Source organism: Actinacidiphila bryophytorum (genome assembly GCF_016916835.1).
Lineage (GTDB): Bacteria > Actinomycetota > Actinomycetes > Streptomycetales > Streptomycetaceae > Actinacidiphila > Actinacidiphila bryophytorum.
In genome coordinates, this window is sequence record NZ_JAFFIX010000035.1 from 25858 (window position 1) to 51808 (window position 25951).

Annotated in this window: 24 protein-coding genes; 16 read left to right on the forward strand and 8 right to left on the reverse strand. The window is 72.7% G+C overall.

Going from position 1 to position 25951, the window contains the following annotated elements; genetic code table 11:
* Positions 1 to 621: a DUF47 domain-containing protein gene (locus JT723_RS32255; protein ID WP_205048422.1), complete on the reverse strand. Its 621-nt coding sequence runs from the start codon at positions 619 to 621 to the stop codon at positions 1 to 3.
* A 190-nt stretch (positions 622 to 811) separates the two neighbouring features.
* On the opposite strand from JT723_RS32255, the gene JT723_RS32260 reads away from it, so the two are divergent.
* On the forward strand, positions 812 to 1198 hold the full coding sequence (locus tag JT723_RS32260) for a metal-sensitive transcriptional regulator (RefSeq protein WP_205048423.1): 387 nt from the start codon (positions 812 to 814) through the stop codon (positions 1196 to 1198).
* On the opposite strand, the gene JT723_RS32265 is transcribed toward JT723_RS32260, so the two are convergent.
* Together JT723_RS32265 and JT723_RS32270 are read right to left on the reverse strand one after the other, a co-directional pair.
* Complete coding sequence (locus JT723_RS32265; protein ID WP_205048424.1) at positions 1195 to 1410, reverse strand: hypothetical protein; 216 nt, start codon at positions 1408 to 1410, stop codon at positions 1195 to 1197. The two genes, JT723_RS32260 and JT723_RS32265, sit on opposite strands and share 4 nt — an antisense overlap.
* Before the next feature lie 190 nt (positions 1411 to 1600).
* Positions 1601 to 2515: an SCO4651 family lipoprotein gene (locus JT723_RS32270; protein WP_372441400.1), complete on the reverse strand. Its 915-nt coding sequence runs from the start codon at positions 2513 to 2515 to the stop codon at positions 1601 to 1603.
* Positions 2516 to 2612: 97 nt separating this feature from the next.
* Between JT723_RS32270 and JT723_RS32275 the strand changes: the two genes are divergently transcribed.
* The gene (locus tag JT723_RS32275) at positions 2613 to 2780 is read left to right on the forward strand and encodes a hypothetical protein (protein WP_205048425.1); all 168 of its coding nucleotides are present in this window, start codon (positions 2613 to 2615) and stop codon (positions 2778 to 2780) included.
* Positions 2781 to 2909: 129 nt separating this feature from the next.
* The gene (locus JT723_RS32280; RefSeq protein WP_251512613.1) at positions 2910 to 4505 is read left to right on the forward strand and encodes an FAD-binding oxidoreductase; all 1596 of its coding nucleotides are present in this window, start codon (positions 2910 to 2912) and stop codon (positions 4503 to 4505) included.
* 149 nt (positions 4506 to 4654) lie between these two features.
* Here the strand turns inward: JT723_RS32280 and JT723_RS32285 are convergent, their stop codons facing one another.
* Both JT723_RS32285 and JT723_RS32290 read right to left on the reverse strand, forming a co-directional pair.
* Positions 4655 to 5350, reverse strand: a complete 696-nt coding sequence (locus tag JT723_RS32285) for an IPTL-CTERM sorting domain-containing protein (RefSeq protein ID WP_205048426.1) — start codon at positions 5348 to 5350, stop codon at positions 4655 to 4657.
* Between the two features lie 217 nt (positions 5351 to 5567).
* The gene (locus JT723_RS32290; protein WP_205048427.1) at positions 5568 to 6575 is read right to left on the reverse strand and encodes a C40 family peptidase; all 1008 of its coding nucleotides are present in this window, start codon (positions 6573 to 6575) and stop codon (positions 5568 to 5570) included.
* Positions 6576 to 6865: 290 nt separating this feature from the next.
* Here JT723_RS32290 and JT723_RS32295 point away from each other — a divergent pair, with 290 nt between their 5' ends.
* From JT723_RS32295 to JT723_RS32330, 8 genes are all read left to right on the forward strand, one after another.
* On the forward strand, positions 6866 to 7174 hold the full coding sequence (locus JT723_RS32295) for a DUF8827 family protein (RefSeq protein WP_031524459.1): 309 nt from the start codon (positions 6866 to 6868) through the stop codon (positions 7172 to 7174).
* Between the two features lie 178 nt (positions 7175 to 7352).
* A complete protein-coding gene (locus tag JT723_RS32300) occupies positions 7353 to 8210 on the forward strand; it encodes an amidohydrolase family protein (RefSeq protein ID WP_205048428.1) in 858 nt (285 codons plus the stop codon).
* Between the two features lie 73 nt (positions 8211 to 8283).
* Positions 8284 to 9633, forward strand: a complete 1350-nt coding sequence (locus tag JT723_RS32305; RefSeq protein ID WP_372441401.1) for a hypothetical protein — start codon at positions 8284 to 8286, stop codon at positions 9631 to 9633.
* Complete coding sequence (locus JT723_RS32310; RefSeq protein ID WP_205048429.1) at positions 9630 to 11174, forward strand: SCO6880 family protein; 1545 nt, start codon at positions 9630 to 9632, stop codon at positions 11172 to 11174. The genes JT723_RS32305 and JT723_RS32310 overlap by 4 nt, the downstream gene beginning before the upstream one ends.
* A gap of 31 nt (positions 11175 to 11205) precedes the next feature.
* Positions 11206 to 12633, forward strand: coding sequence for an ATP-binding protein (locus JT723_RS32315; RefSeq protein WP_205048442.1), 1428 nt, complete (start codon positions 11206 to 11208; stop codon positions 12631 to 12633).
* The gene (locus JT723_RS32320) at positions 12578 to 14290 is read left to right on the forward strand and encodes a type VI secretion protein (RefSeq protein WP_372441399.1); all 1713 of its coding nucleotides are present in this window, start codon (positions 12578 to 12580) and stop codon (positions 14288 to 14290) included. The genes JT723_RS32315 and JT723_RS32320 overlap by 56 nt, the downstream gene beginning before the upstream one ends.
* Positions 14291 to 14469: 179 nt before the next feature.
* The gene (locus JT723_RS32325; protein ID WP_205048431.1) at positions 14470 to 15900 is read left to right on the forward strand and encodes a hypothetical protein; all 1431 of its coding nucleotides are present in this window, start codon (positions 14470 to 14472) and stop codon (positions 15898 to 15900) included.
* Entirely contained in the window at positions 15897 to 17036 is a 1140-nt protein-coding gene (locus tag JT723_RS32330) for an ARPP-2 domain-containing protein (protein ID WP_205048432.1), read from the forward strand. Before JT723_RS32325 ends, JT723_RS32330 begins: the two co-directional genes overlap by 4 nt.
* 57 nt (positions 17037 to 17093) lie before the next feature.
* Here the strand turns inward: JT723_RS32330 and JT723_RS32335 are convergent, their stop codons facing one another.
* Positions 17094 to 18095 (reverse strand): hydroxyacid dehydrogenase, encoded by a 1002-nt coding sequence (locus JT723_RS32335; protein ID WP_240166529.1) that lies wholly within the window; start codon positions 18093 to 18095, stop codon positions 17094 to 17096.
* Positions 18096 to 18257: 162 nt separating this feature from the next.
* Here JT723_RS32335 and JT723_RS32340 point away from each other — a divergent pair, with 162 nt between their 5' ends.
* From JT723_RS32340 to JT723_RS32355, 4 genes are all read left to right on the forward strand, one after another.
* On the forward strand, positions 18258 to 19247 hold the full coding sequence (locus JT723_RS32340; protein ID WP_205048433.1) for an ABC transporter permease: 990 nt from the start codon (positions 18258 to 18260) through the stop codon (positions 19245 to 19247).
* The gene (locus JT723_RS32345; RefSeq protein WP_205048434.1) at positions 19244 to 20191 is read left to right on the forward strand and encodes a carbohydrate ABC transporter permease; all 948 of its coding nucleotides are present in this window, start codon (positions 19244 to 19246) and stop codon (positions 20189 to 20191) included. The genes JT723_RS32340 and JT723_RS32345 overlap by 4 nt, the downstream gene beginning before the upstream one ends.
* A 22-nt stretch (positions 20192 to 20213) precedes the next feature.
* Positions 20214 to 21863, forward strand: a complete 1650-nt coding sequence (locus JT723_RS32350; RefSeq protein WP_307794105.1) for an extracellular solute-binding protein — start codon at positions 20214 to 20216, stop codon at positions 21861 to 21863.
* 139 nt (positions 21864 to 22002) lie between these two features.
* Entirely contained in the window at positions 22003 to 23094 is a 1092-nt protein-coding gene (locus tag JT723_RS32355) for a LacI family DNA-binding transcriptional regulator (RefSeq protein ID WP_205048435.1), read from the forward strand.
* A gap of 12 nt (positions 23095 to 23106) precedes the next feature.
* Here JT723_RS32355 and JT723_RS32360 read toward each other — a convergent pair whose 3' ends face one another.
* On the reverse strand, positions 23107 to 24057 hold the full coding sequence (locus tag JT723_RS32360) for a quinone oxidoreductase family protein (RefSeq protein ID WP_205048436.1): 951 nt from the start codon (positions 24055 to 24057) through the stop codon (positions 23107 to 23109).
* 109 nt (positions 24058 to 24166) lie between these two features.
* Between JT723_RS32360 and JT723_RS32365 the strand changes: the two genes are divergently transcribed.
* Positions 24167 to 24679 carry a MarR family winged helix-turn-helix transcriptional regulator gene (locus JT723_RS32365; protein ID WP_205048437.1) on the forward strand — a complete coding sequence of 171 codons (513 nt, stop codon included), beginning with the start codon at positions 24167 to 24169 and terminating at the stop codon, positions 24677 to 24679.
* A gap of 158 nt (positions 24680 to 24837) precedes the next feature.
* On the opposite strand, the gene JT723_RS32370 is transcribed toward JT723_RS32365, so the two are convergent.
* Positions 24838 to 25866: a sigma-70 family RNA polymerase sigma factor gene (locus tag JT723_RS32370; RefSeq protein WP_240166530.1), complete on the reverse strand. Its 1029-nt coding sequence runs from the start codon at positions 25864 to 25866 to the stop codon at positions 24838 to 24840.
* Between the last annotated feature and the right edge of the window lie 85 nt (positions 25867 to 25951).

Genomic DNA, 25951 nt, shown 5'->3' on the forward strand with positions numbered 1-25951 from the left:
TCAGGACTCCTTGACCGCGATGGTCTCCACCGTGTTCGCCACGTGCTCGAAAGCGTCCGCGGCCTCCTCCAGCACGTCCACGATCTGCTTGAGCTTGAGCACCTCGATGGCGTCGTACTTGCCGTTGAAGAGCTGGGCCAGCAGCTTGCGGTGGATCTGGTCGGCCTGGTTCTCCAGCCGGTTGACCTCGATCCAGTACTCGGTGAGGTTGGACATCGTCCGCAGGTTGGGCATCGCCTCGGCGGTCAGCTCGGCGGCCCGTGCCAGCACCTCGATCTGCTGCTCGACACCCTTGGGGAGCTCCTCGACGTTGTAGAGGACGACGAGGTCGACGGCCTCCTCCATGAAGTCCATGATGTCGTCCAGCGAACCGGCGAGGGAGTAGATGTCCTCGCGGTCGAAGGGCGTGATGAAGGAGGAGTTCAGCTGGTGGAAGATCGCGTGGGTCGCGTCGTCTCCCGCGTGCTCGGCCGCCCGCATCCTCTCGGCGATCTCGGTGCGGGTAGCCGAATCGGCTCCGAGCAGTTCCATGAGGAGCTTCGAACCGGTGACGATGTTGTCCGCGGACGCGGCGAACATGTCGTAGAAGCTCGTCTCCCTGGGGGTCAGACGAAAGCGCACGTGGGTTCCTCGGGATACATCGGAGTCGGTCTCGTTGATGCTAGGCGCAACATCCGGCCACAGCTAACCGGCGTCACCCAGTGTCGCCCATGGGACAGAGTCCCCCTCACGGGGGATGCGTCGCACACGATACCGATTCGGTAAGATATACCCACCAGGGGTATAAGGGACAGAGAGGGCGGACGGTGGGATGACGGACACGGCGGCGGCGGAGACGGCAGTGACAGAATCGGCGGCGGGTTCAGCGCCGGCATCGGCGGGTTCGGCAGCAGACGAGATTGTGTCGCCGCAGGGGCCGCATGGCTATAGCCACGACAAGGAGTCCCACCTCAAACGGCTGCGCAGGATCGAGGGCCAGATCCGCGGACTGCAGCGGATGGTCGAGCAGGACGTCTACTGCATCGACATCCTGACCCAGGTCTCGGCCAGCACGAAGGGCCTGCAGTCCTTCGCCCTGCAGCTGCTGGAGGAGCACCTGCGGCACTGCGTGGCCGCGGCGGCGGTCGGCGGCGGCCCCGAGATCGACGAGAAGGTCGCCGAAGCCACGGCGGCGATAGCGCGGCTGCTGCGCACCTAGGGAACGCGCGCGGTGCCGTGCGGAGAAGGGCGCTGGGGCAGGCGCCCGCAGGGGGCGGGGCCGCGGTCGACCTCCAGCACCTCGTCGATGCGGGCGAAGCTCAGCCGCTCCTCGTCGGCGGTGGACGCGGCGATGATCAGCTCCCCGCACAGCTCGATCTCGGCGAGGGCCACGGGATCGTCCTGGACTGTCGCCCCGGGCGACGGCACCATATCCGCACCACCTCCTCCGCCAAGCGTCCCGTCCAACGGCCGCCATCCAGCGTAGGGACCCCCTTGCCCCCGGCGCATGGCACGGAAGGACCATTTCCCGCACCCCCCGGGTGAGCACCGGCGCCGCTCCGCAGGCCCTGACCGCGCTCCTGCGCGCCCCGCCGCAGGCCGGCCGTGCCCAGGGCCTGCCCTAGGAAGCAGAAACGATCTTGCCGGTCCAGATGTCGTCGCCCTGCGGCATGACGAAGGACACATGGGCGCCGAAGCCGTCGAAGTCCGTGGTGGACACCACACCCACCCCGCCGCCCATCGCGGCCCCGCCGTCCTTGGCGCCGTAGGTGAAGTGCTCCGTGACCCGGCGCAGCCGGCCCTCGGCGTCGAGCCACGCGTCGAAGGGCACCCGGGTCACCGCGAAGCCCCTGGCCGCCGCCGCGAGCGCCCCCTGCGCGCCCGGCCCCGCGACGCGGGCCGCCCGCGCGATGTCCGCGACGCCGCGCAGGTGGCGTACCGCCGTGCCGTGCAGGGTCTCGGCGCCGACCAGCACCACCTGCCCGGCGGCGCGCAGCAGTTCGGCCGCGGCCAGCGGGTCGGTGGCGCCGCCCGTGACGAGGTTGCCGTCCGGCAGCGAGGCGATGTCGACCCGTACCCACTTGCCCGCCGGCACACCCGCCCCGCGGTCCTTCATGTACAGCGCGCCGGACGTCAGCAGCTCGGTGACCGGCTTGTGCTCCTCGGCCCCCGCCGCGTCCCTGGGCAGCACCAGGGTCAGTTCGCCCTGCCGCCTGGCGTAGTCGAAGCTGCCGCTGCCGGTGACGGTGACCCAGGTGCCGCCGCTGGCCATCCGCATCGAGGTCTCCACCAGCGAGCTGCCGGCCCGCACCAGCGCGTCGGCCGCGGCACGTACCGCCGCCGCGGGGTCGCCCGCGTCCTTCGCACCGCCCGGCCGGGCCTCCGCCGCCGCCGGCCCGCTGTCCGCCGCGGCGCCGTGCTCCACGCACCCCGCGACCAGCGCCACCGCGCAGCCCGCCGCTGCCGCCGCCGTCACCGTGCGCCGCAGCCGCCCCGCGGCCGCCGTCCGTACCCCCGTGCTCGCCCACAGGGACATCGCCGCCACCATCTTGCAATCCATCCCTGTCCGCGCCTGGGCCTCACCTCGGTAACGACGGTCGGAAGCGCCCCGTCACGCCCCTTACCGTGGAGAGGTGCCGAAGTTCTCCAGCCGTCAGGAGCCGGCGGCCGCCGTCCACCGCACTTCCGTCGTCGAACGCGGCTCCTTCGCCTCCGCCCGCTGCACCTGCGGCTGGAAGGGACCCGCCCGCAGAGCCCGTGACCGGGCACGACGCGACGCGCAGGAGCACACCGCGGGCTGACCGGGACCCGCACCCCGCCCGCCGCGGACCGCAACCGGCGCCCCCGCCGCCACGTCTTGGACTTGCAGAGCCCTCACATGCGGGTCCTCCCGCAGGTCCTCCCATGCAGTTCCTCACAGGAATGCGGCGGTGAAGCACGTGGACGAGTCGTCCGCCCCCGGTCCCCAGGCCGGCCCCCCGATACGCCGGCGCACCGCGCTCGCGGCAGGCGGCACCGCCCTGGCCGCGGCCTGGCTGACCGGCTGCGGCCCCTCGGGCGGCGACGCCGACGGCAAGGCGCCCCCGCCGCGTACGGCCACCGCCTCGCCCTCCAAGGGCACCCCGAGCCCCAGCTTCTCGCCCGTCGCACCGGACTGGTCCGCGCTCGGCTCCGCCCTGCACGGCCGGCTGGTCCGCCCGCAGGACGCCTCCTACGCCACCGACCGGCGGCTGTACAACACCCGCTTCGACCACCTGCGCCCGGCCGCCATCGCCCACGTCACCGGCGCCGAGGACATCCGCCGCTGCCTGGACTTCGCCCACCGCACCGCGACCACCCCGGTCGTGCGCAGCGGCGGCCACTCGTACGCGGGCTGGTCCAGCGGCGACGGCCGGCTCGTCGTCGACGTCGCCGGGCTCAACTCGATCCGGCTCGACGGCGCCACCGCCACCGTCGGCGCGGGTGCCAAACTCATCGACGTCTACTCGACCCTCGGCAGACTGGGCCGCACCATCCCGGCCGGCTCCTGCCCCTCTGTCGGCGTGTCCGGGCTCACCCTCGGCGGCGGACACGGCGTCATGAGCCGCTCCATGGGACTGACCTGCGACAACCTCATCGGCGCCACGCTGATCACCGCCGACGGCACCGTCCACGAGGTCTCCGCCGACCACGAACCCGACATCTTCTGGGCGCTGCGCGGCGCCGGCTGCGGCAACTTCGGCGTCGTCACCGAACTGCGCTTCCGCACCCACCCCGTTCCCGACGTCGTCACCGGCTACCTGACCTGGCCCTGGAGCCGGGCCGCCGACGTGATCACCGCCTGGCAGAGCTGGGGTCCCGACCAGCCCGACCACCTCTGGTCGGCGCTGGACACAGCCTGCTCCCCCGGCGGCTCGCCGACCGTCGCAGTTCCCATGCTGTCCACCGGTTCGCGCTCCGACCTGTCCGCCGCCGCCGACCGCCTCGCCGACGCCGTCGGCGCCCCCGCCTCCTCCGTCTCCCTGCACCCGCACACCTACCTGGAGGCGATGTTCTCCTACGCGGGCTGCTCGGGGCTGTCCGCCGCCCAGTGCCACCTGGCACCCGCGGGGCACCTGTCGCGCGACACGTACACCGCCCGCTCCGACTTCTACGACACCGACCTGCCGGCCGCCGGCGTCAGCGCCCTGCTCTCCCAGGTCGAGCGGCTGGCCGGCGCGTCCGGTGGCGGCGCGGGAAGCATCGCGCTGACCGCGCTCGGCGGGGCCGTCAACCGGGTCTCCCCCACGGCGACCGCCTTCAGCCACCGCGGCTCGCGCTTCCTTGCCCAATACCTGGCGTCCGACGGCCTGTCCACGACCGGCTGGCTGGACACCACGCACAGCGCGATGCGCCGCTACGCCTCGGGCGGCGCCTACCAGAACTACACCGACCCCACCCTCGCCGACTGGCGCACCGCCTACTACGGGCAGAACGCCGACAAGCTCGCCGACCTCAAGCACACCCTCGACCCGCAGCGGCTGTTCGACTTCCCGCAGGCCCTGTGAGCGCCCGCGCGCCGTCCGGTACGAGATCCCGCCGCGCCCGAACGGCCGGAACCCGCCTTGACGGGGCCGGTCCTGACGGCCGGTGACCCTGTGCCCAGAGTTTCCTGTGAGGTGCCGGACCGGACTCGCTGCGCTGTGCGCTGTACGCCTTACGCCGCCAGGTCCTTGTCGGCCGCGCTGTGCCAGCGGTGCGGCGAACCGGCACGCGGCGGCCGCCCGTAGGGCGCGGGGCGCGCCACGACCAGGAAGGACGCCCGGCCGCGGGCCAGCGACCTGGTCAGCATGGTGAGCAGGGCCAGCGCCAGCGGGGCGAGCAGCAGCGCGGTGGCGGCGCCGAGCGCGAACCCGCCGACGGCGTCCGTCGGGTAGTGGGCGCCGACGTAGACCTGCGCGAAGCCCTCGGCCAGGGCCAGGCCTATCGCGACGGCCCCCGCGGTGCGGCTGACCATGAAGAGCCCGACCGCGACCGCCGCGACGAGCGTGACGTGGTCGCTGACGAAGGACGCCGTGTGGTGCCCGCGCACCAGGACGTCGAGGCCGTCGTGGTCGACGTACGGCCGGGGCCGCTCGACCAGCGCGCGCACCGGGATGTTGAGCAGCAGGGCGACGCCCGCGGCGATGCAGGACCACAGCACGCCGGCGACCGCGGCGGGCGCGTCCGCCGACCGCCTGGCCACCCGCCACCAGCACCAGCCGGCCAGCAGTGCGGTCAGGACGATCAGTCCGTACTCGCCGACCAGCTCGACCGCCCGGTCGACGCCGCGGGGTGCCTGCTTGGCCAGATCGTTGATGGAGCGGAGCAGGGTGATGTCGGGGTTCGTGCTGTCACTGGCGACCTCTGCCATGGCGGTGGTGCCCCTTACCACTAGCAACTGACCGTGCCTCAGTGGCTCGGCACGTCTGCAACCCCCGTCGCTTGCGTACCAATCCATTGTCGCCCGTACAACGGCCGACACGGTACGTAGCGTTCCGGTCTTCGCCAGAAGATCACCATGCTGTTATCCAAGGGTGACCAGCGCCCCGTCCCGGACGCCGGGCGTGGGCCAGAAGGTGACGCCGCGTTCAGGCCGCGGCCACCGGAAGCGCCGCCGCGCCCGCCTGGGTGACCCGGGTCGCCCCGATGTAGTCCGGGGTGTCGATGCGGTCGAACCTGATCTCCGCGCCGGTGTGCGGGGCGTCGATCATGTAGCCGCCGCCGACGTAGATCCCCACGTGGTGGATCGAGCGGGGGTCGTTCAGGTTGTGCGCGAAGAAGACCAGGTCACCGGGCAGCAGCTCGTTCCTGCGCGGATGGGGGCCGGCGTTCCACTGGTCGTTCGCCACCCGCGGCAGGGTGATGCCGACCGACGCGTACGACGCCTGCGTCAGCCCCGAGCAGTCGAACCGCCCGCCCTGCGCCGCCGTCCCCTCGCCGCCCCACAGATAAGGGGTGCCGATCCGGGTCTGCGCGAAGTAGATCGCCCCCGCCGCCTGCTGCGAGGGCTGCACCGCGCCGACCGGCGCCGCGAAGCTCTTCTCCAGGGTGCGGATGGTCTTCACGTAGTTCTGCGTCTCCGCGTACGGCGGCACCCCGCCGTACTGGATGACCGCGTACGCGCCCGCGTTGTACGCCGCCAGCATGTTGTCGGTGTTGTCGCCCGGCACGTTCTTCACGTACGACGCCAGGTCGCAGTCGTACTGCGCCGCCGACGGTATGGCGTCCTCGGGGTCCCAGACGTCGGCCTTCCCGTCGCCGTTGCCGTCGATCCCGTGGGTGGCCCAGGTGCCGGGGATGAACTGGGCGATGCCCTGCGCCTGCGCGCCGCTCTGCGCCCGCGGGTCCCAGCCGCTCTCCTGGTAGAGCTGCGCGGCCAGCAGCGCCGGGTTCAGCGCCGGGCACAGATTGCCCCACTTCTGCACGATCGGCTGGTAGATGTCCGGCACCGCGCCCTTGGCCAGCCGCACCGCACCGCCCGACCCGCCGCCCGCCAGGCTCGCCGCCGCCGAATAGGTGCCGACGACCAGCAGCGCGAGGAAGGAGAAGAGCAGCCCACCGCCGAAGATGACGGCCAGCCAGACCTTACGCGCCATCAGTGCCGCCTCCCCTTCCGCGCCCTGTTCCGCCGCACCGCTCCCACCTTGCAGGAACGCACGTTCCTATCGTTGCCCAGCGGTTATGCTCGTGATACACAGAGTAGTCATCCATGTCCCATCGAACACCGGTCCGCGCACCAGTCTGACGGCTCGGCACCGGATCACACGGACGATCCGCCGAGAAAGTCGCTCAGCGGCGCGCAACAGCGGAAACGTCGGTCAAGATAGATGCTGGCCCCTTGCGCCCCGGCAGGGGAGCCAACTGACAGAGCGGGGTGGTGAGTTACATGTTCGTGGCAGCCCCCAAGGGCGATATCAACACCATCATCGGCGGCATCGCACCGGACTGGGGACCTTTCGGGTCCCTCGGCCAGGAAGCACGTGTGATGATCGAGGTGGTCATGGCGGTGGCGATCCTGCTGTGCCTGGCCATGGCGATCTGGGGTGCGGCGAAGCAGCGGATCGGCGCGACCGCGCTGCGCGACACGTTCAGCGCGGAACAGGGCAAGGGTCTGATCATCGCCGGGCTGACCGGCGTGTTCATCATCGGATCGCTCGGCACGCTGTTCACCATCGTCTACGGAATGGCCGTGTAGCCGGGCGCACCGCCGCCCGCCCTGCCCGGCCGCTCCCCCGCCAAGTCCCAGGAGCCCGTCCCAGGCTCCACCTTCCCACCCGAGGCTGCGTGCTGATGCCCACTCGACCAAGCAGCGGAGCCGTCCGCCCGACCCGGCCCGGCCGTACGTCCGCGGCGCCCGAAGGGGCGGCCGCGCGATGAGCCTCGGCCAGGACGGCCCCCCGACCAGGACCCGGATGCCCGAGGGCCACACCGCCCACGGCGGCGGCACCCGGCGCCCGCAGCCGCGGCGTGCCCTGGTCACCGTGGTCGGCATCGTCGTCCTGCTGATCGCCGCGCTGGCCTTCGCCAACCGCGGCGACCACCCGTCATCTGCGAACGGCAGCACGAGCGGCGGCGGCACCTCCGGCGGCTCGACCGGCACCCGGGGCAGCGGCGCCGCGCCCACCGCGCCGACCGGGCTCAAGCCCGTCGACGGCAAGAGCGGCGCGGGCATCCCGGCCGGCTTCGCGCACACCGAGCAGGGCGCCCAGTCCGCGGCGGCCAACTACGCGGTGGCGCTGGGCTCCGCCGACATGTTCGTCGCCGACCGCAGGCACCGCATCGTCGGCGCGATCTACGACACCTCCGTCGCCGCCGGGCTGCAGGCCGACCTGGACCGCGCGTACTCCGGCGCCGCCCTGAAGAACCTCGGACTCACCGCCGACGGGACCGCACCGGCCGGCTTCACCTTCGTCTCCCGCACCGTGCCGATCGGCACCAAGGTCACCTCCGGTGCCGGTTCCGGCTCGGGCTCCGGCTCGGCCGACGCCAAGACCGTCGAGGTGTGGTGCACCGACCTGGTCGGCCTGGCCGGCTCCGGCTCCACCAAGCCGGTCAGCACCGCCTGGTTCACCATCACCGAGCAGCTGGTCTGGTCGAACGGCGACTGGAAGATCCGCTCCTCCAGTCAGAAGGACGGCCCCGCCCCGGTCGCCGCCGACAACCAGGCCGCCTCCGCCGACGAAATCGCCGGCGCGGTCCGGGACTACGGAGGGTTCACGTATGCCAGGTAGCAGCCGCCCCCGACTCCGGACCCGCGCCCCACGAGGGGCCGAGGCCCCGCCCCGCCCCGGCCCCCGCGCCCCGCTGCGGGCCGCCCCCCGCCGCTGGCCGGTGCCGGCCGCGCTGACCGTGCTGACCGCCGCGGCGGTCGCGCTGCCCTCTCGCGCGGCCCTCGCGGCCACCGCGACGCCCTCCCCGCCGGGCACCGCCCCCTCGGTCGCACCGCCCGCCCGCAACGCCTGCGACGGCCTCATCGGCGCCGCCAAGGACTACTGCACCAAGGGCGACCCCGGCGCCCCGGCCAAGGGCACCAACCCCACCGACACGCTCGATCCGCTCACCTCGCTCGCCAAGGGCTGTGCCAATGCCGCGGCTTGGACGATCGACAAGCTGTCGGCCGCGGTGACGAAGACGACACAGGTGGACTTCACCAACACCGCGTTCCTGCGGCAGTACGCGGTGGTGTTCGCCGCGTCCACGATCCTGACGCTGATCCTGTGGCTGCTGGCGGTCGCCAAGCGGGCGGTGCGGGGGGCGCCGATGACCGAGGCGCTGACCGAGGCGGTCGGCTTCCTGTGGCTGACGGTGCTGGCGTCGGCCTTCACCCCGCTGATCCTCTACACCGTGGTGTCGGCCACCGACGCGGTCACCGACGTGGTGTCGTCGGGCACCAAGTCCGACACCGAGGTCTTCTTCGGGTCGTTCTCCGGCGCCCTGACCAAGGGCACCGACATCGGCGGCGGCCCGATCATGCTGATCGTGGTGTCGATGGTCTCGGTGCTCGCCGCCGGCGTGCTGTGGCTGGAGCTGGTGATCAGGGCCGCGCTGCTGTACGTGGGCGCGCTGCTGGGCACCGCGGTCTACGCCGGCCTGGTCGACAAGAACATGTGGCACCACGTCAGGCGCTGGGCCGGCATCATGATCGCGGTGATCCTGGTCAAACCGGTGATCGTGATCGTGCTGGGCCTGGCCGGCGCGCTGTCGTCCTCCGACGACGGCCCCGACGCCTTCTCCGCGGTCGTCTCGGGCCTGGCCATCATCCTGCTGGCCATCTTCGCGAGCTTCATGATCTACCGCTTCGTGCCGGGCTTCGGCGACGACGTGGTCAACCTGCGCAACAGCCGCAAGGCCAGCGGCCAGAGCCAGGCCGCCGCGGTCATCTCCTCGCCTGCCGCACTGGTCAAGCAGGGCATCAAGACGCACAGCGCCCGCGGCGGCCCCCAGGAGCAGGCCCAGGGCGGCGCCCCGCAGCCGTCGAACGCGGTGGCGGGCGGCATGGCCGCGCACAGCTCCCGCGGCGGCCAGAGCGGCGGCGGCGCGGCCGCACCGCCCCCGCGGCCCAGCGGGGGCGGCCAGGGCGGGGGCGGCTTCGGCTCGCCCTTCCGGGCGAACCAGGGTTCGAACAACGGCAATCAGGGAGGTGATCGCGGGTGACGACCCAGCCCTTCACCCAGCCGCGCCGCACCTATCTGATCGGCAAGGCGCGGCCCAACGCGATCGTGGGCAAGAACCGCGAGACCGGCGAGATCGTGCTGATCGTGCTCGGCGCGGGCCTCGGCATGCTCAACGGCCTGCTGGTGCCGGTGCTGCTGCTGCGCATCGTCGGCCTGGTCGGCTGGCCGGTGCTGGCGCTGGCGGCGGTGTTCCTGCCGTACCGGCGGCGTACGTTCTACCGCTGGTTCGAGATCAACCGCACCTACCGCCGTACGCTGCGGGTCTCGCCCACGTACCGCTCGGCGGTGCAGGAGGCGGGCACCGCGCTGGACGGGCGGGAGATCGAGGTGGGGCCGCCGCCGGGGATCGGGCGGATCAGCTGGCTCGCGGCGCCCTTCGGGCCGGACGAGATCGCGGTGCTGCTGCACGTGGACCGGCGTACGGTGACCGCGGCCATCGAGATCGAGGGCCCGGGTGTGGGCCTGCGGGACAGCGAGGACCAGGAAGCCCTGGTGGAACGCTTCGGCACGCTGCTCAAGCACGTGGCGAACGGCGACGGCTTCGTGACCCGGCTGCAGATGCTGGCCCGTACGCTGCCGGCCGACCCCGACGCGCACGCCAAGGACGTCGCCCAGCGCGGCGACCCGGACGCGGACCGGTGGCTCAAGGAGTCCTACGAGCAGCTGCAGTCGATGGTCTCGACGTCCTCGGAGCAGCACCGGGCGTATCTGGTGGCGTGCATGCACTTCACCCGCGAACTGGCCGCCGAGGGCAATGCGATGGCCCGGGCGACCGCGGTGCGCGGCAGCAAGGTCGACAAGGACGCGGGGCTGGCCGCGGTGATGGCCCGCGAGCTGAACGACATCTGCGCCCGGCTCGCCGAGGCCGACATCCGGGTCAGGCAGCCGCTGGGCCAGGCGCGGCTGGCGTCGCTGGTCCACTCGATGTACGACCCGGACCACCCGATCGACCACATCCAGGCGATGACCCGGCGCAATGCGTGGCCGGCCGAACTGGACGCGACGGAGCCGACGTTCCTGCAGGCCAAGACCCGCGAGTCCGCGACCCGGGCGCCCTGGCACCATTCGACGGCCTGGATCAAGGAGTGGCCGATGACTCCGGTCGGGGTGAACTTCCTGGCCCCGCTGCTGGTGCACACCCCGGACGTGATCCGTACCGTCGCGGTCACGATGGACCTGGAGCCGACGGACGTCGCGATCGAGCGAATGCTCACCGAGAAGACCAACGACGACGCCGAGGCCAGCCGCGCCGCGAAGATGAACCGGGTGGTGGACCCACGCGACATCGCCCACCACGGCCGGATCGACCAGCGCGGCGAGGACCTGGCCAGCGGTGCGGCGGGGGTGAACCTGGTGGGGTACATCACGGTGTCCTCGCGCTCCCCGGAAGCGCTGGCGCGCGACAAGCGCACCATCCGCGCTTCCGCCGGTAAGTCGTATTTGAAGCTTGAGTGGTGCGATCGTGAGCACCACCGGGCATTCGTCAATACGTTGCCGTTCGCGACCGGCATCCGCCGCTAGTCGTCGTCACGAGGAGGCCATCGCCATGCCCATGCTGGACCCTCTTGCGGCGCTCACGGACGCGTTCACCAGCTTCCTTTTCGGCCGGGTCGAGTCGACCCGGCTGCCGGTGCGGACCTCCACGGGGCAGGCGCAGGCGGTCTACCTGCCGACCGCCGCGCCCGGGCTCGGCGACTCCGGGGTGATCATCGGACGCGAGGTCTACTCGGGCAAGGGCTACATCTACGACCCCTTCCAGCTCTACGGCCAGCAACTGCCCGCCCCGCACTGGCTGGTGCTCGGCGAGTCCGGCAACGGCAAGTCGGCGCTGGAGAAGACCTACGTGCTGCGCCAGCTGCGCTTCCGCGACCGGCAGGTCGTGGTGCTCGACGCGCAGGGCGAGGACGGCGTCGGCGAGTGGAACCTGATCGCGCAGGCCATGGGCCTGACCCCGATCCGGCTGGACCCGATGGCGGCCCTGGACGGCGGCATCAAGCTCAACCCGCTGGACCCGGCGATCACCGTGACCGGCCAGCTGGCGCTGCTGCGCACCATCATCGAGGTGGCGATGGGCCGCGCGCTGGACGAGCGGTCGGGTTTCGCCCTGAAGGTCGCGCACGCCTACGTGGCCGAGACGGTGACGGACCGCCAGCCGATCCTGACCGACATCGTGGACCGGCTGCGGCACCCCATGCAGGAGTCCGCCGAGGCGATGAACGTCGACCTGGACGACGTACGGGCCTGGGGCCTCGACGTGGCCCTGGTGCTCGACCGGCTGGTCGACGGCGACCTGCGCGGCATGTTCGACGGGCCGACCAGCGCGGGCATCGACCTGGACTCGCCGCTGATCGTCTTCGACCTCTCCCACATCGACCGCAACTCCATCGCCATGCCCATCCTGATGGCGATCGTCGGGGTGTGGCTGGAGCACACCTGGATCCGCCCCGACCGCAAGAAGCGCATCTTCCTGGTCGAGGAGGCCTGGCACATCATCAACTCGCCCTTCGTGGCGCAGCTCTTCCAGCGGCTGCTGAAGTTCGGCCGCCGGCTCGGCCTGTCCTTCGTCGCGGTCGTCCACCACCTGTCCGACGTGGTCGACGGGGCGGCGGCCAAGGAGGCGGCGGCGATCCTCAAGATGGCCTCCACCCGCACCATCTACGCCCAGAAGGCCGACGAGGCCCGGGCGACCGGGCGGGTGCTGGGGCTGCCGCGCTGGGCGGTGGAGATCATCCCGACGCTGACCCCCGGTATCGCGGTGTGGGACGTCAACGGCAATGTGCAGGTGGTCAAGCACCTGATCACCGAGACCGAGCGCCCGCTGGTCTTCACCGACCGCGCGATGACCGAGACCTCGGTGCAGCACGCGGCCGACATGGCAGCGGAGGCCGAGGCGGAAGCCGAGGCCGAGGCGCGCGCCGAGGCCCATGCCGCGGCGCAGGTCGCGCTCGCCAAACAGTTGGCCGACGACGCGGTGGCGTGACGTGGCAGCGCAGAGACGGGAGCAGAGCGGTGGTCTGCCCGACGGGCTGATCGTCGGCGTCATCGCCTTCCTGCTGGGCGTCACCCTGCTGGTGTGGACGGCCACCGGCATCGCCGCGGTCCTCTCGCACGGCGCCTGGCCTTCCGACGTGCACTTCACCCGCACCCCGCGGGCCATGCGCGCGCTGATCGGGCAGCCGCACGACATCCCCGCCGCCTGGCCCGACGCGAAGCCCGGCGGGCTGCCGGGGGCGGGGCTGTTCTGGGGGATCTTCATCTCGCAGTTCATGGTGCTGTTCGCGGCCGGGGTGTGGGTGCTGAACGTGGTGGCGCGGCTGCGCGGCCGCCGCCCGCGCCGGGTGCGGCGCCCGCAGCCCGCCCCAGAACCGGCCGTGGCGCCGCCCGCACCGCCGGCCGCCGTGGTGCCCGCGCCCCGGCGCAGGGGCCGCGCCCCGGCGGTGCAGGGCCACGGCGACACGTCCCGCAGCGAGGGCCACGGCGACGGCGACGGGCTCGACGCGTGGTTCCGTACGGTGCCGCAGGCCGTGCCGCCGCGGCCCGCCGACCCGGTCACCGCGGAACTGCCGCCCGTCGGTGCGGCCGGCGAGCGCCCCGCGGCACCCGAGCCGCGGCCGGCCGTCCTGGACGGCGGCGAGGTCACCCGCACCTACGCGCTGTTCTCCGGGCCGCGCGGCGACCAGGCCAAGCGCATCGTGCAGCCCGCGGTGCTGGCCGCGGCAGGCCCGGTCCTGGTCACCACCGCCGACCCGGACACCTACCACCAGACGGTCGGCAACCGCAGCAAGCTCGGCCCCGTCCACGTCTACGACCCCGCCCATTTGCTCGATGTGCCGGGCCGCCTGCGGTGGGCGCCGCACGGCGGCTGCGAGGTGCCCGCCACCGCCGGGATACGGGCCGCGGCACTGCTGGCACCGCTGCGTACCGCACGGGCCGACGAGGCCATCGTGCACAGCACCGCGGTCACCTTGCTGCGCTGCTGGCTGCACGCCGCCGCCGTCGACGGGCGGCCCTTCCGCCAGGTGCACCGCTGGGCGGCGGGCGGGGCCGCGGCCGCCGACGCGGTCCGCATCCTGCGCACCGACACCGGTGCCGCCTCCGGCTGGAGCGGCGAGCTCGAATCGGTGCTGCACGCCCACCCCGACCGCCGTGACGCGGCGCAGGCGCTGATCCGGCAGACGCTGGCGCCGCTCAACTCGGTGCATATTCGCGACGCGTGCAATCCGGCGCGTACCGGGGGGCTCGACCTGGAGTCATGGGGCGCGGAAAGGGGAACGCTTTACGTGGTGGGCGAGCGGGTCGAGGACCCGCGGACCCATCTGGGTGCGATGCCGCTGCTCACCGCACTCGTCTCCAGCGTGGTCGAGCACGGCCGGCGCATGGCCGCAGGGTCATCCGCCGGCCGGCTCGACCCACCACTGACCTTCGTGCTGGACGACGTCGCCGCCCTCGCCCCGGCCCCCGACCTGCCGGCGCTGCTGGCCACCGGCACGGCCGCGGGCCTGCCCACCCTGGCCGTCCTGCGCTCCCCGGAACAGGCGCTGGCCCGCTGGCCCTCCCCGCTGTGGCCCGCCGCCGACCTGCGCGTCACCCTGACCGAGCCGACCCCCGACGTCCCGGACGCGATCCGCCTGCACTGAGCGCCGCGGGGGCCGGAAAATGCCGGGAGCCGGCCGGCGGCGGCCTGTTACCGTGCGGGAGCCGACCGCGGGACTTTGTCGCGACTTCCGGAACATGCCTCTGAAGCAAGGATTCGCAGCTCGCGCCCGCACTCCCCGGTCGGCATCCCGACCTGGCCGCGCGACAGGGGAGCCCGCCGATGCCCACCGAGGGCCTGATCGCCGCAGAGGACGTCCTGCTCTTCGCGAACGCCGCGATCACCGCCACCTCGCAGCGGGAGTTCCACTCCGACGCCGACGAGCAGCGCCTGTCGCTGGACTTCCTGCACGCGTACATGCTCGGCAACTACCGCGACCTGTACGCCGCCGTGCTCGCCCTCGACATCAACGACCACAATGCCGCGCTGATCATCCGCCACCTGCTGGCCACCAGCCGCGAGGCGACCGAGCAGCAGCGCCGTACCGAGGGCCTGCTGATCGCCAGCAGGTTCGCCCTGCTGCCCCCGCAGCGCGGCTACGCCCTCGTCGCCGAGCTGCGCAAGGCGAAGGTCAACAACCGCCGTACCCGGGCGATCGTCCGCGACTGGCTGGCCGCACGGCCCGACCTGGCCTTCGACGCGGTCAAGTACCGGACCGGGGTGAAGACCGCGATGCGCCACGCCCACCTCCCTGCACCCGACGCGGAATTGGGCGACTTCCTCTTCCGTCCGCGCGCCCGGGCGCGCTTCACGGCGCCGCTGCTGGAGACCTGGCGCCGGGCGCACTACGAGCAGGCGGCCGTCTTCGAGCTGCCGTTCACCGTCGCCGAGGGCTTCGCTGCCCGGCACGGCATCGCCCGCACCGCCTTCCTCGACCGGATCGCCCCCCGGATGACGCGGGGCGAGCGGCTGCGGCTCCAGGAGTCGGCCCGCGAGCGCGGCGCGACCGCCGTCCTGGCCGACCTGACCGGCATGCCGCTGACCCGGCTGGCCGGCTACGTCCTCGGGCTGCCGCCGGACACCCGGGTCGCGCGGCGGGCCGAACTGACCGGCGCGCTGCGTGCCGCGGCCCGCCGCGCCGCCGGCCCCGAGGCGGGCACGTGGGGCCGGGTCACGGCCGTCCTGGACGACAGCTTCTCGACCCACGCCTCCGCCCAGAAGCGCCGCCGCCCGCTCGCCGTGGCCCTTGCCACGCATTTCCTGCTGGACTCGCTCGCCGGCACATATACCGCGCTGTGGACGTCGGGCCGCCGCGACGCCCTGCTCGCCCAGCCGTACGGGGCCACGCCGCTGGGCGAGCGCCTGGTCGACGCGCTGGAGACCCGCCCCGACCGCCTGGTCGTGGTCTCCGACGGCTGGGACAACGCACCGCCCGGCATGGCCGCGGAGGTCCTGCGCGTATGGCGCGAACGGCTCGACCCCGACGGCCGGGTCGCCGTCGTGCACCTCAACCCGGTCTACGACGCCGACAGCTTCGACGTGCGCCGGCTGTCCCCCGCGGTGCCCACCGCGGGCATCCGCGACGCCGAGGACCTGCCCTCGCTGGTCGGCCTGGCCCGGTTCGCGACCGGCCGCAGCGGGCTGCCCGAGCTGCGCGCCCACCTCGACACCCGGATCGCCGCCTTCCTCGCCCCCGCGGGAGCCGCCCGATGAGCACCGCCAGCGCGCTGCGCCTGGACCTGGCGGGCCTGCGCACCCTGCCCGCGCAGGTGTGGGGCGGCGTGCGGCTGGTCCCGCTGGTCCGCGACGAACCGCTGCCCGGCCTGCGGCTGCACCAGGAGCTGTACGGGGACGGGGTCGGCGTCGTCCGCGTCGCGCCGCACACCGCGTACGTCTCGTACATCCCGCACGGTTTCGTCGCCGACTGGGGCGCCGGCCCCGCGGCCTCCTACGGCACCCTGCTGCACGGCGCCCACGGCACGCCTCCCCCGGTCGACGCGGTGCCGGTACGCTTCCACCGCCGCATGGTCCGCCGCACCGCCAAGCACCGGCTGCGCTTCCTGCCGCTGCACCTCGCCCTCGAGGGCTACCTGTCGCTGCACTTCGGCGGGCCGTCCATCGCCTGGGAGGAGTGGTCGCAGCAGGCGCTGCGGCGCGGGCTCTCGCCGCGCGTCGAGGAGGCGTACTGCGGCGCCGAGGTCCGCGGACTGGCCGACGCGCTGCGGGTGTTCGAGATCCACCCGGGCCAGTGCGGTGTGCTGCTGTACACCGCGGACGCCCTCGCCGCGGCCTTCGCCGTCCCGCACCCCGACGACTACCGCGCCCTGCACGCCACACTCGTCCAGGACCTCTACGGCGAACTCGTCCACCACTACGCGCTGCTCAGCGCCCCCGTCCAGGACTTCGCCCCGCACCTGGACGCCGAGCGCATCCACTCCACGGCCGACCTGCGCGAGGCGCTGGCCGAACAGCGCAGGCAGTGGGCGGACTTCCACACCGGCACCATGGCCGCGGGGCTGCTCGCCCCGCAGTACACCGCCCGCACCGCCTACCGCGCGGGCGACTTCACCCTGTCCCGTTTCCTGCCCGCCTTCGTGCCGCGCACCGAGGCCCACATCGGCGAGGCCATCACCGCGCCGGACGGGCGTATCGCGTACCTGAAGACCTTCCGCCTGTCCGAGTCCCAGATCCGCCGCGGCCACCTGCTCACCCACCTCGCAGCCAACGACTGGCACCTGGCCCGCACCGCTGCCGCCCTCTCCCTCACCCCCGCCGACCTCACCGCCCGCCTCTCCTCCGCCTCCCTCGCCCCCCTCCTCCGCCACCGCCCGCCCCAGAGGGCACGCTGAAGGGGCGCGGGGAACTGCGCGCGCAACCACCCACCGGCGGAAAGCCGACCGCGTGGCTCAGGCGATACGAGCCAGATCAGCCGCGCGGACGGCGCCCAACAGCGCCGAACCGCGTACGTACCGCTCGACCTCCGCGACGGCGTACGCCCCGAGCCGCTGGACCTCGGACCCCTGGCAGCCGGCGATGTGCGGGGTGAGCAGCACGTTGGGCAGCCGGTGGAGCACATGATCCACCGGCAGCGGCTCGGGATCGGTCACGTCGAGGTACGCGTCGAGCCGCCCTTCCGCGCAGGCCGGCGCCAGCGCCTCGGTGTCGATGAGGCGGCCCCTGGCGGTGTTGACGACGGCGGCGCCGTCCCGCATCAGCCCGATGCGCCGGGTGTCGAGCAGGTGCCGGGTCTCGGGCAGGTCGGGGGCGTGGACGGTGACGATGTCGGAGGCGGCGCACAGCTCGTCCAGGTCGACCAGCCGCACCCCGAGGGCGGCGGCGTCGGCGGCCGAGACGTACGGGTCGGCGAGCAGGACCCGGAAGTCGGAGTCGGCGGCGAGCAGCCGGGCGATGACGCCGCGTCCGATGCGTGAGGCGCCGATGACGCCGACGACGGCGCCGTCGGCGCCGCGCCGCTCGGGGTAGCCGGGCAGTCGGCCCCTGCGGTATTCGGCGGCGACGCCGAGGGTGCGGCGGGCGGCGAGGACGACGGTGGCCATGGTGAAGTCCACGACGGGTCCCGCGTTGGCGTCGGCGGCCGACGACACGGCGATGCCCCGCTCCCACACCACGGGGTGGACGTGGTGCTTGACGGTGCCGGCCGCGTGGATGACCGCGCCGAGCCGGGGTGCGCGGGCGAGCAGCCCGGCGTCGATCTCGGGCGCACCCCACCCGGTGAGCAGGATGTCCGCGCCGGCCAGTGCGTCGCGCGCCGCAGGCGTGTCCGCGTCGGTGACCAGCAGCGGGTGGACGTCGGCCGCGGTGGCCAGCCGGGCGCGCAGCGGTGCCGGGAGGACCAGGTCCAGGATGTCCTGCCGCATCGCCAGCACCAGCTTCGGCCGCTCCGCCATGTCTGCCCCTCGCGTGTCATCGACGTGTAATCGGTTACTTCCTGACCCCCTCAGATTATGCGTGCACCGCCCACGGGTCAACGTCATCTGTTGCGTGAGGGGTTGACCGTGTCGTAGTAACCGGTTTAGTTTCCCCCCACCTTAGGCGTCGAGGAGGACGCGATGGCGATTGCCGAACGGGACGCCACCGGCCGCACAGGGGCGGCGGGTGCGTCCGGTGCAGACGGACGGGCCGGGCGGAGGGGGCGGGGAAGCCGCCTCGCACGACTGCGCAGGGACTGGGTGCTGCTGGCGCTCATGGCACCCGGCGTGGCGTACTTCCTGGTCTTCCACTACGGGGCGCTGGCGGGCAACGTCATCGCGTTCAAGGACTACGTCCCCTTCGACGGCCTGTGGGCCAGCCAGTGGGTGGGCCTGGACAACTTCCGGGCGATGTTCGGCGACCCGGCCTTCTGGTCCGCGGTCCTGAACACCGTGTGGATCGCCCTGCTCCAGCTGGTGTTCTTCTTCCCCGTGCCGATCGGGCTGGCGATGCTGCTGCACAGCCTGACCCGGGACAGCGTCCGCAGGTTCGTGCAGTCGGTGGCGTACCTGCCGCACTTCCTGTCCTGGGTGATCGTCGTCGCGGTCTTCCAGCAGGTGCTGGGCGAGACCGGGCTGCTCAACAACGTGCTGGGCGACGCCCACCTGCACACCGTGGACATCATCGGCAATCCCACGGCGTTCAAGCCGCTGGTCATCGCCGAGGTGATCTGGAAGGACTGCGGCTGGGGCACGATCATCTTCCTGGCCGCGCTCACCCAGGTCGACGAGCAGCAGTACGAGGCCGCGGCCATCGACGGCGCGGGGCCGTGGCGGCGGTTCTGGCACATCACCCTGCCGTCCGTGCGGCCGATCATCGTGCTGCTGCTGATCATGCGGCTCGGCGACATCCTGTCGGTCGGCTTCGAGCAGATGCTGCTGCAGCGCGCCTCGGTCGGCCCGGACGCGGCCGAGGTCATCGACACCTTCGTCTACTACAAGGGCCTGGTCGGCGGCGACTACGGCTACGCCGCCGCGGCCGGCCTGTTCAAGGGCGTCGTGGGCGCCGTCCTCGTCTTCACCGCCAACAAGGTGGCACACCGCCTCGGCGAGCAGGGGGTCTACCGATGAGCAGCGTCCCGCAGAGCCTGCGCCGAACGCGCAGCGACCGGCCGCGGACCGCGCCACGCAGGCCCGTACGCCCCGCGTGGGTGGAGCAGCCGAGGCCCGCGACGCAGGCGGCGAAAGCGGTCGCCCTGGCGGCGGTCGTGCTGCTGGTCACCGTGCCGTTCCTGATCATCGTCTCGACCAGCTTCGCGTCCAACGCCGACGTCGTCGCGGGCGGCGGCTGGGTGCTGTGGCCGGAGCACCCCACCCTGCGCGCCTACCACGAGCTGTTCGACGGCGGCATCGTCACGCACGCCCTGTGGGTCAGCGCCGGCGTCACCGCCGTCGGCACCGCAGCGAGCCTGGCCTGCACGATCGGCCTGGCCTACGCCCTCAGCCGGCGCGACGTCTTCGCCGGCAAGCCGATCCTGCTGCTGATCCTGTTCACCTTCCTCTTCCCGCCCGGCATGATCCCCGGCTTCCTGCTGGTCAAGGGCCTGCACCTGCTTGACAGCTACGGCTCGCTCGTCGCCCCGGTCCTGGTCAACGTCTTCAACCTGGTGGTGCTGCGCGGCTTCTTCCAGTCGGTGCCGGAGGAGCTGTACGAGGCGGCCCGGCTGGACGGCGCGGGCGAGTGGCTGATCCTGCGCCGCATCGTGCTGCCGCTGTCCAAGGCCGCACTGGCCGTCGTCGGGCTCTTCTACGCCGTCTCGTACTGGAACGCCTGGTTCTACGCCTCGATCTACCTCGACTCCGACCACTGGCCGCTGCAGCAGGTGCTGCGCACGTACGTCGTCGGCGGCTCGCAGCTGGCCGACTCCTCCGTCGGCGACGCGAGCGCGGTGGCCGCACCGCAGACGATCCAGATGGCCGTGCTCGTCGTCGCCACCGTACCGATCCTGCTCGTCTACCCCTTCCTCCAGAAGTACTTCACCAAGGGCGTGCTCACCGGCGCCGTCAAGAGCTGACACCCCTCAGAAAGGACCCACCGTGAGTACCTCGTCGTTCTCGCGGCGTACGCTGCTGCGCTCGATCGCCGCAGGTGGCGCCGCCATGGCAGCACCGTCCGTACTCGCCGCCTGCTCCACCTCGCCGACCGCGCACGACGTGGGCAACGCCGGCAAGAAACTCGCCCCCTGGCCCGCCTACGTCCCCTTCGCCGGCCCCGCCCCCGACCTGCCGGGCACCGCGGACGGCATACAGCCGGGCTACCTGTCCTACCCCCAGAACCTGGTCAGCGCGGTCCACGACAAGCCGGGCAAGGGCGAGACGATCAAGGTCATGTCGATCACCTACGGCACCCCGCCCAAGCCGGCCGGGGAGAACAGGTTCTGGGCCGCGATCAACGAGGCGCTGGGCGTGAACATCGAGTTCACCGTCGTCCCCGACGCCGACTACATGACCAAGATGGCCACCATGATGGCCGGCAACGACCTGCCCGACCTGATCAACTTCGGCGGCGGCCACACCCTGCCCCGCGAGGCCGACTTCGTCGCCGCCAAATGCGCCGACCTGTCCGAGTACCTGTCGGGCGACGCGATCAAGGCGTACCCGAACCTGGCGAACCTGCCGACGTACGTCTGGCAGGACATGGGCCACATCGGCGGCCGCCTCTACGGCATCCCCGTGCAGCGCTCCGCACCCGGCAACTGCCTGTGGATCAACAACGACGTCTTCACCGCGGCCGGCATGAAGGACGGCTGGAGCGCCGACGACTTCATGGAGGTCGCCAAGAACGCCACCCACGGCAAGAAGTACGGGCTCGGCTCGTCGGCGCCGCTGCTGTTCGGCGAGACCATGCACACCATGGCCTTCGGCGCCCCGCAGGGCTGGAAGCTCGACGGCAGCGCCTTCGTCAGCGCGTACACCACCGACGAGTACCGGGCGGCCCTGGAGTTCATGTCCAGGCTGCGCCAGGCGGGCGTCTACAACCCCAACGTGCTCGGCACCTCCACCGTCGACACCAAGACGTACTTCTACAACGGCACCGTCGCCTCGATGGTCGACGGCTTCGGCGCGCTCAGCACGTCCGTCCCCAGCATCAAGGACGCCTTCGTCCTGGACGCGGCCGTCCCCTACACCCCGAGCAACGGGGCCAAGCCCGGCATGCAGCGCGCGAAGGGCGCCTGGGGCTACACGGTGCTGAAGAAGACCACCCCCGACCGCATCAAGCTGATCCTGCGGGTCCTGGACTACCTGGCGGCGCCCTTCGGCACCAAGGAGTACGAGCTGAACCACTTCGGCGTCGAGGGCACCCACTTCACCCGCGACCAGAACGGCTCGCCCATCCCCACCGACCTGGGCCTGGTCGAGAACCCGGTGCAGCTGCCGGTCAAGTACCTGTGCGACGCCCCGCAGGTCCTCTACCTGCCCGGCCGCCCCGACGTGGTCAAGCGCAACCACGCCTGGCAGCTCAAGGTCGCCCCGATGCTGGTGCGCAACCCCACCTGGGGCCTGCAGTCCGCGAACAACAGCAAGGTCGGCGCGGCCATCGACACCCTGCGCACCGACACGGTCGGCTCCATCATCGCCGGCCGCAAACCGCTCAGCGCCTGGGACGGCACCGTCAAGAAGATGAAGTCCATGGGCCTGGACCGCATCGCCGAGGACTATGCCAAGGACTACGCCTCCAACCACTGACATGTACCGACCCGCGCCGCCGCACCAGGGCCATTACGCTGGTCGGCGGCGCGCGGTCGTATCGGACACCGGCGCGCCGGGGACACGGATGGCGGGGATGGCGGAGACTTCACCAGGGCCCGGGACGGTCGGGCCTGACATGACCGTGCCGGATACGGCCGGGCAGGCGGCGGCCGGCGGCGGCGCGCGCCGCGTCACGATCCGCGACGTCGCCGACCGGGCGGGCGTCTCGGTCGCCACCGTCTCGCGGGTGCTGGCCGGCAACTACCCCACGTCCGCCGCGGCCCGCGCCAAGGTGCTGCGGGCCGTCAAGGACCTGGACTACGTCATCGACGGCCGCGCCAGGGCACTGGCCGGTACCGGCCCCAAGACCATCGCCGTCATCGTCTCCTCGGTGGACAGCGCCTTCTACGCCACCGTCGCCCAGGGCGTCGAGCAGGAGGCCGCCGCCCGCGGCCGGCTGTGCATGGTCTGCAGCCACGGCGGCGACGAGGCCCGCGAACTGGCCCTGGTCCAGATGATGCGCGAGCAGCGCTCGGAGTTCGTCGTCCTGGTCGGCGGCGCCGTCGAGGACGAGCGCTACCAGGCCCGGCTGGCCGAGTACGCCCACGGGCTCGCCGCCGCCGGCTCCCGGCTGGTCCTGTGCGGCCGTCCCGCACCAAGCGCCGACATGCCCGTCCTGGTCGTCGAGTACGACAACGAGGCCGGCGCCTACGCCGTCGTCAGCCACCTGCTGTCCGCGGGCCACCGCGACATCCTCTACCTCGGCACCATGCCCGGCCACACCACCGTGGAGCCGCGTATCGCCGGATACCGCCGGGCGCTCGCCGACCACGGCCTGCCGCCCGCCGCGGAACGCATCGCGGGCGTCGGCCTCGGCCGCTCCCACGGCTACGCCGCCATGCGCCAGATCCTCGCCGACTGCGACGGCCGCCCCGCCTTCACCGCGGTCTTCGCCGGCGACGACCAGGCCGCGGCCGGGGCGATGGCCGCGATGCGCGAGTACGGGCTGCGCACCCCCGACGACATCTCCGTCGTCGGCTACAACAACGACGGCCTCGCCCAGGACCTCAACCCGCCGCTGACCACGGTCAACATCCCTGCCTACGAACTCGGCCGGGAAGCCGTCCGGCTCGCCCTCACCGAGTCCTCCCCCCGCCCCACCACCCAGTCCCGCCACCTCCTGGGCACCCACACGGTCCTGCGGGACAGCGTGCGCCGCCTGTCCTGACCCGGGCGGGGCTCAGGACACGTGCAGCAGCGTCTTGCCGGGTGCCGCGGTGCCCGTCGCGAGCCCCGCGACCGCGGCGGCCACCGCGTCCAGCGGCAGTTCCGCCCCGAGCCCGACCCGCAGGGTGCGCGCGCCCAGCAGGCCGAGGACGTGCCGCACGCTCGCGGCAAGCCGGGCGGGATGGGTACGGGCCAGCAGCGCGCTGTTGTACGTCAGCACGGAGACGCCCCGCATGAGCAGCTCGTCGGCCGGGACCTGGACGGGCTCGGCCCCGCCGAGGCTGCCGTAGACGGCGAGCCGCCCGTGCGGCGCCAGCAGCGCGAGGTTCGCGGTCCTTGTCGCCCCGCCGACGGGGTCGAGGACGACGTCGAACCGGTCCTCGCCCAGGGCCTGCGGGAAGGCGTCCCGGGTGACGACCCGGTCGTGGCCGAACCCCTCCGCGTACGCGGCCCGCGCCCTGCTGCCGGCCACCCCCACCACGCTCGCGGCCCCCGCCGCCCTGGCCACCTGCGCGGCCAGCGACCCGACCCCGCCCGCCGCCGCGTGCACGAGCACCCGGTCCCCCTCCCGGACCCGCCCCACCTGCGCGACCAGGTCGTACGCGGTCGGCCCCGCCCAGCCCAGCGCGGCGGCGTCCCGCAGCGGCGCGTCCCCGACGCCGACGGCCAGCACGTCCGGCGCGACGACGACCTCCGCACAGGCTCCGCCCTCGACGAGTGCGACGACCTCCTCCCCGACCCGACCGGGCGCGACCCCCTCCCCGACTGCGACGATCCGCCCGGCGGCCTCGAACCCGGGCACGAAGGGCCGCGCGAGCGGGATGTGCCCGTCCCGCACCAGGACGTCCCCCCACTGCACACCGGCGTAGGCCACGCGTATCGCGACCTCGCCCGCCCCCGGCACCGGCTCCGGCAGGTCCGCGACGCCGTACTGCCCGACCCCGTCCATCACGACAGCCTTCATCCCACAGCTCCTTGTTCCGACTCAGTACACTGAGACTCCTCGGCTGCCGCCGATCCAAGCAGTATCAGATAGTTGAGTCAACTCAGTGAGATGTGAAAGGTGCTCCCGCATGGCCGACACCCCTGGCGAGACCCCCGCCGAACTGCCTGTCGAGCCGCCCGTCGAGGAGTACCTCTGCACCCGCATCCGCCGCGCGGAACAGGCCCTGATGGGCCACCACGAAGCCGTGCTGCGCCGCTACGGCCTGACGATGACGCAGTACACGGTGCTGCTCGCCCTCTCCCGCGAGGACGGCATGTCCGGCGCCCAGCTCGCCCGCGCCTGCGGGGTCACCCAGCAGAGCATGGCCACCGTCCTGACCACCCTCCAGGGCAAGGACCTCATCCGCCGCGCCCCCTCCCCGGTGCACGCCAAGGTCCAGATCGCCCGCCTCACCCCCGCGGGCACCGCCCTCCTCGACACCGCCTACCAGGAGGTCAACGTCCTGGAACGGCAGCTCTCCGACACCTTCAGCCCCGCCGAGCACGCGGCCCTGTGCGACCTGCTCGACCGCGCGACGGCGACCCTCGTGGAGCAGACCCGGCGGGGCCAGGCCGCACCGGTCCCCGCCCGCCCCCGCTAGGGCCTGTCGTTTGGATCTCCGTGGGGGAAGGAGCGGTGTTCGGTGCGTGCAGCTGCAAGGCGGAGGAGGGAGGCGACGCGGAGCGTCGTCGACCGACGACAACGCGGCAGATGTGCGTGCCGGGCGCGGCGACGCCGCGGAGATCCAAACGACAGGCCCTAGGCCTCCCGCAGGGACCGCGACAGGCCGAAGTCGCGCAGCAGGCCGTTGTCGATGAACCGGGTCACGGCGGAGATGCGGTCCCCCGACAGCGTCAGCACCATCAGCCCGTGCCCGTGCACGATCGCCGAGCCGCGGTCACGCCGGTAGAAGCCGAACGCCGGCTGCCCGTTCGCCCGCACGGGCAGCAGCACGAAACTGCGGCCACCGCTGAGCACGACGGTCCGCAGGAAGTTCCCGACCGCCTCGTGCCCCTGGTACTCCATCTCCAGCGGCGGCATCGTCAGCCACACGTCGTCGGTGAGCAGCGCCACGATCGCCTCGACGTCCCCCGCCTCGAAGGCCCGCGTGAAGGCCTCGACCACCCGCCGCTCCCGCGCCGACCCGGGCAGCGGCGCCTGCTCCCGGTCGGCCTCGGGCAGCTCAGCCGCCAGCCTGGCGCGCGCCCGCTGCAGCGCGTTGTTCACCGCGTTCTCCGTGGCGTCCAGCATCCCGGCGACCTCGGCGGCCCTGAACCCCAGCACGTCCCGCAGCACCAGGGCGGCCCGCTGCCGCGGCGGCAGCTGCTGCAACCCCGACAGGAAGGCCAGCGACACCGCCTCCCTGGTCTCGTACCGCGCCTCAGGCCCGGGCGCCCGGTCCGGCAGGTCGGCCAGCAGCGAGTCCGGATACGGCTCCAGCCACTCCGGCTCCGCGCGGCTGCGGGTCGGCTCAGGCAACGGCGCCGCATGCGTCACGGACTCCGACTCCCGCTGCCGGCGCCGCTCCCCGGCCCGCAGGGCGTTCAGGCAGCGGTTGGTGGCGATCCGGTAGAGCCAGGTCCGCATCGACGCCCGGCCCTCGAAGCCGTCGAGCCCGCGCCAGGCGGCGAGCAGCGTCTCCTGCAGCAGGTCCTCCGCATCCTGCAACGACCCGAGGATGCGGTAGCAGTGCACCTGCAGCTCCCGCCGGTACGGCTCGGTCAGCTCCCGGAACGCTTCCCCGTCCCCCGCCCGCGCCAACTCCAGCACCTCAGCCGTGTCAGCCATGTCGGCCCTCCTCAGACCCGCGCCACGTCCATCCTCACGTGTACGGACACCGCTCGCACGCGAAAGTAACCGCCCGGCGGTGGGC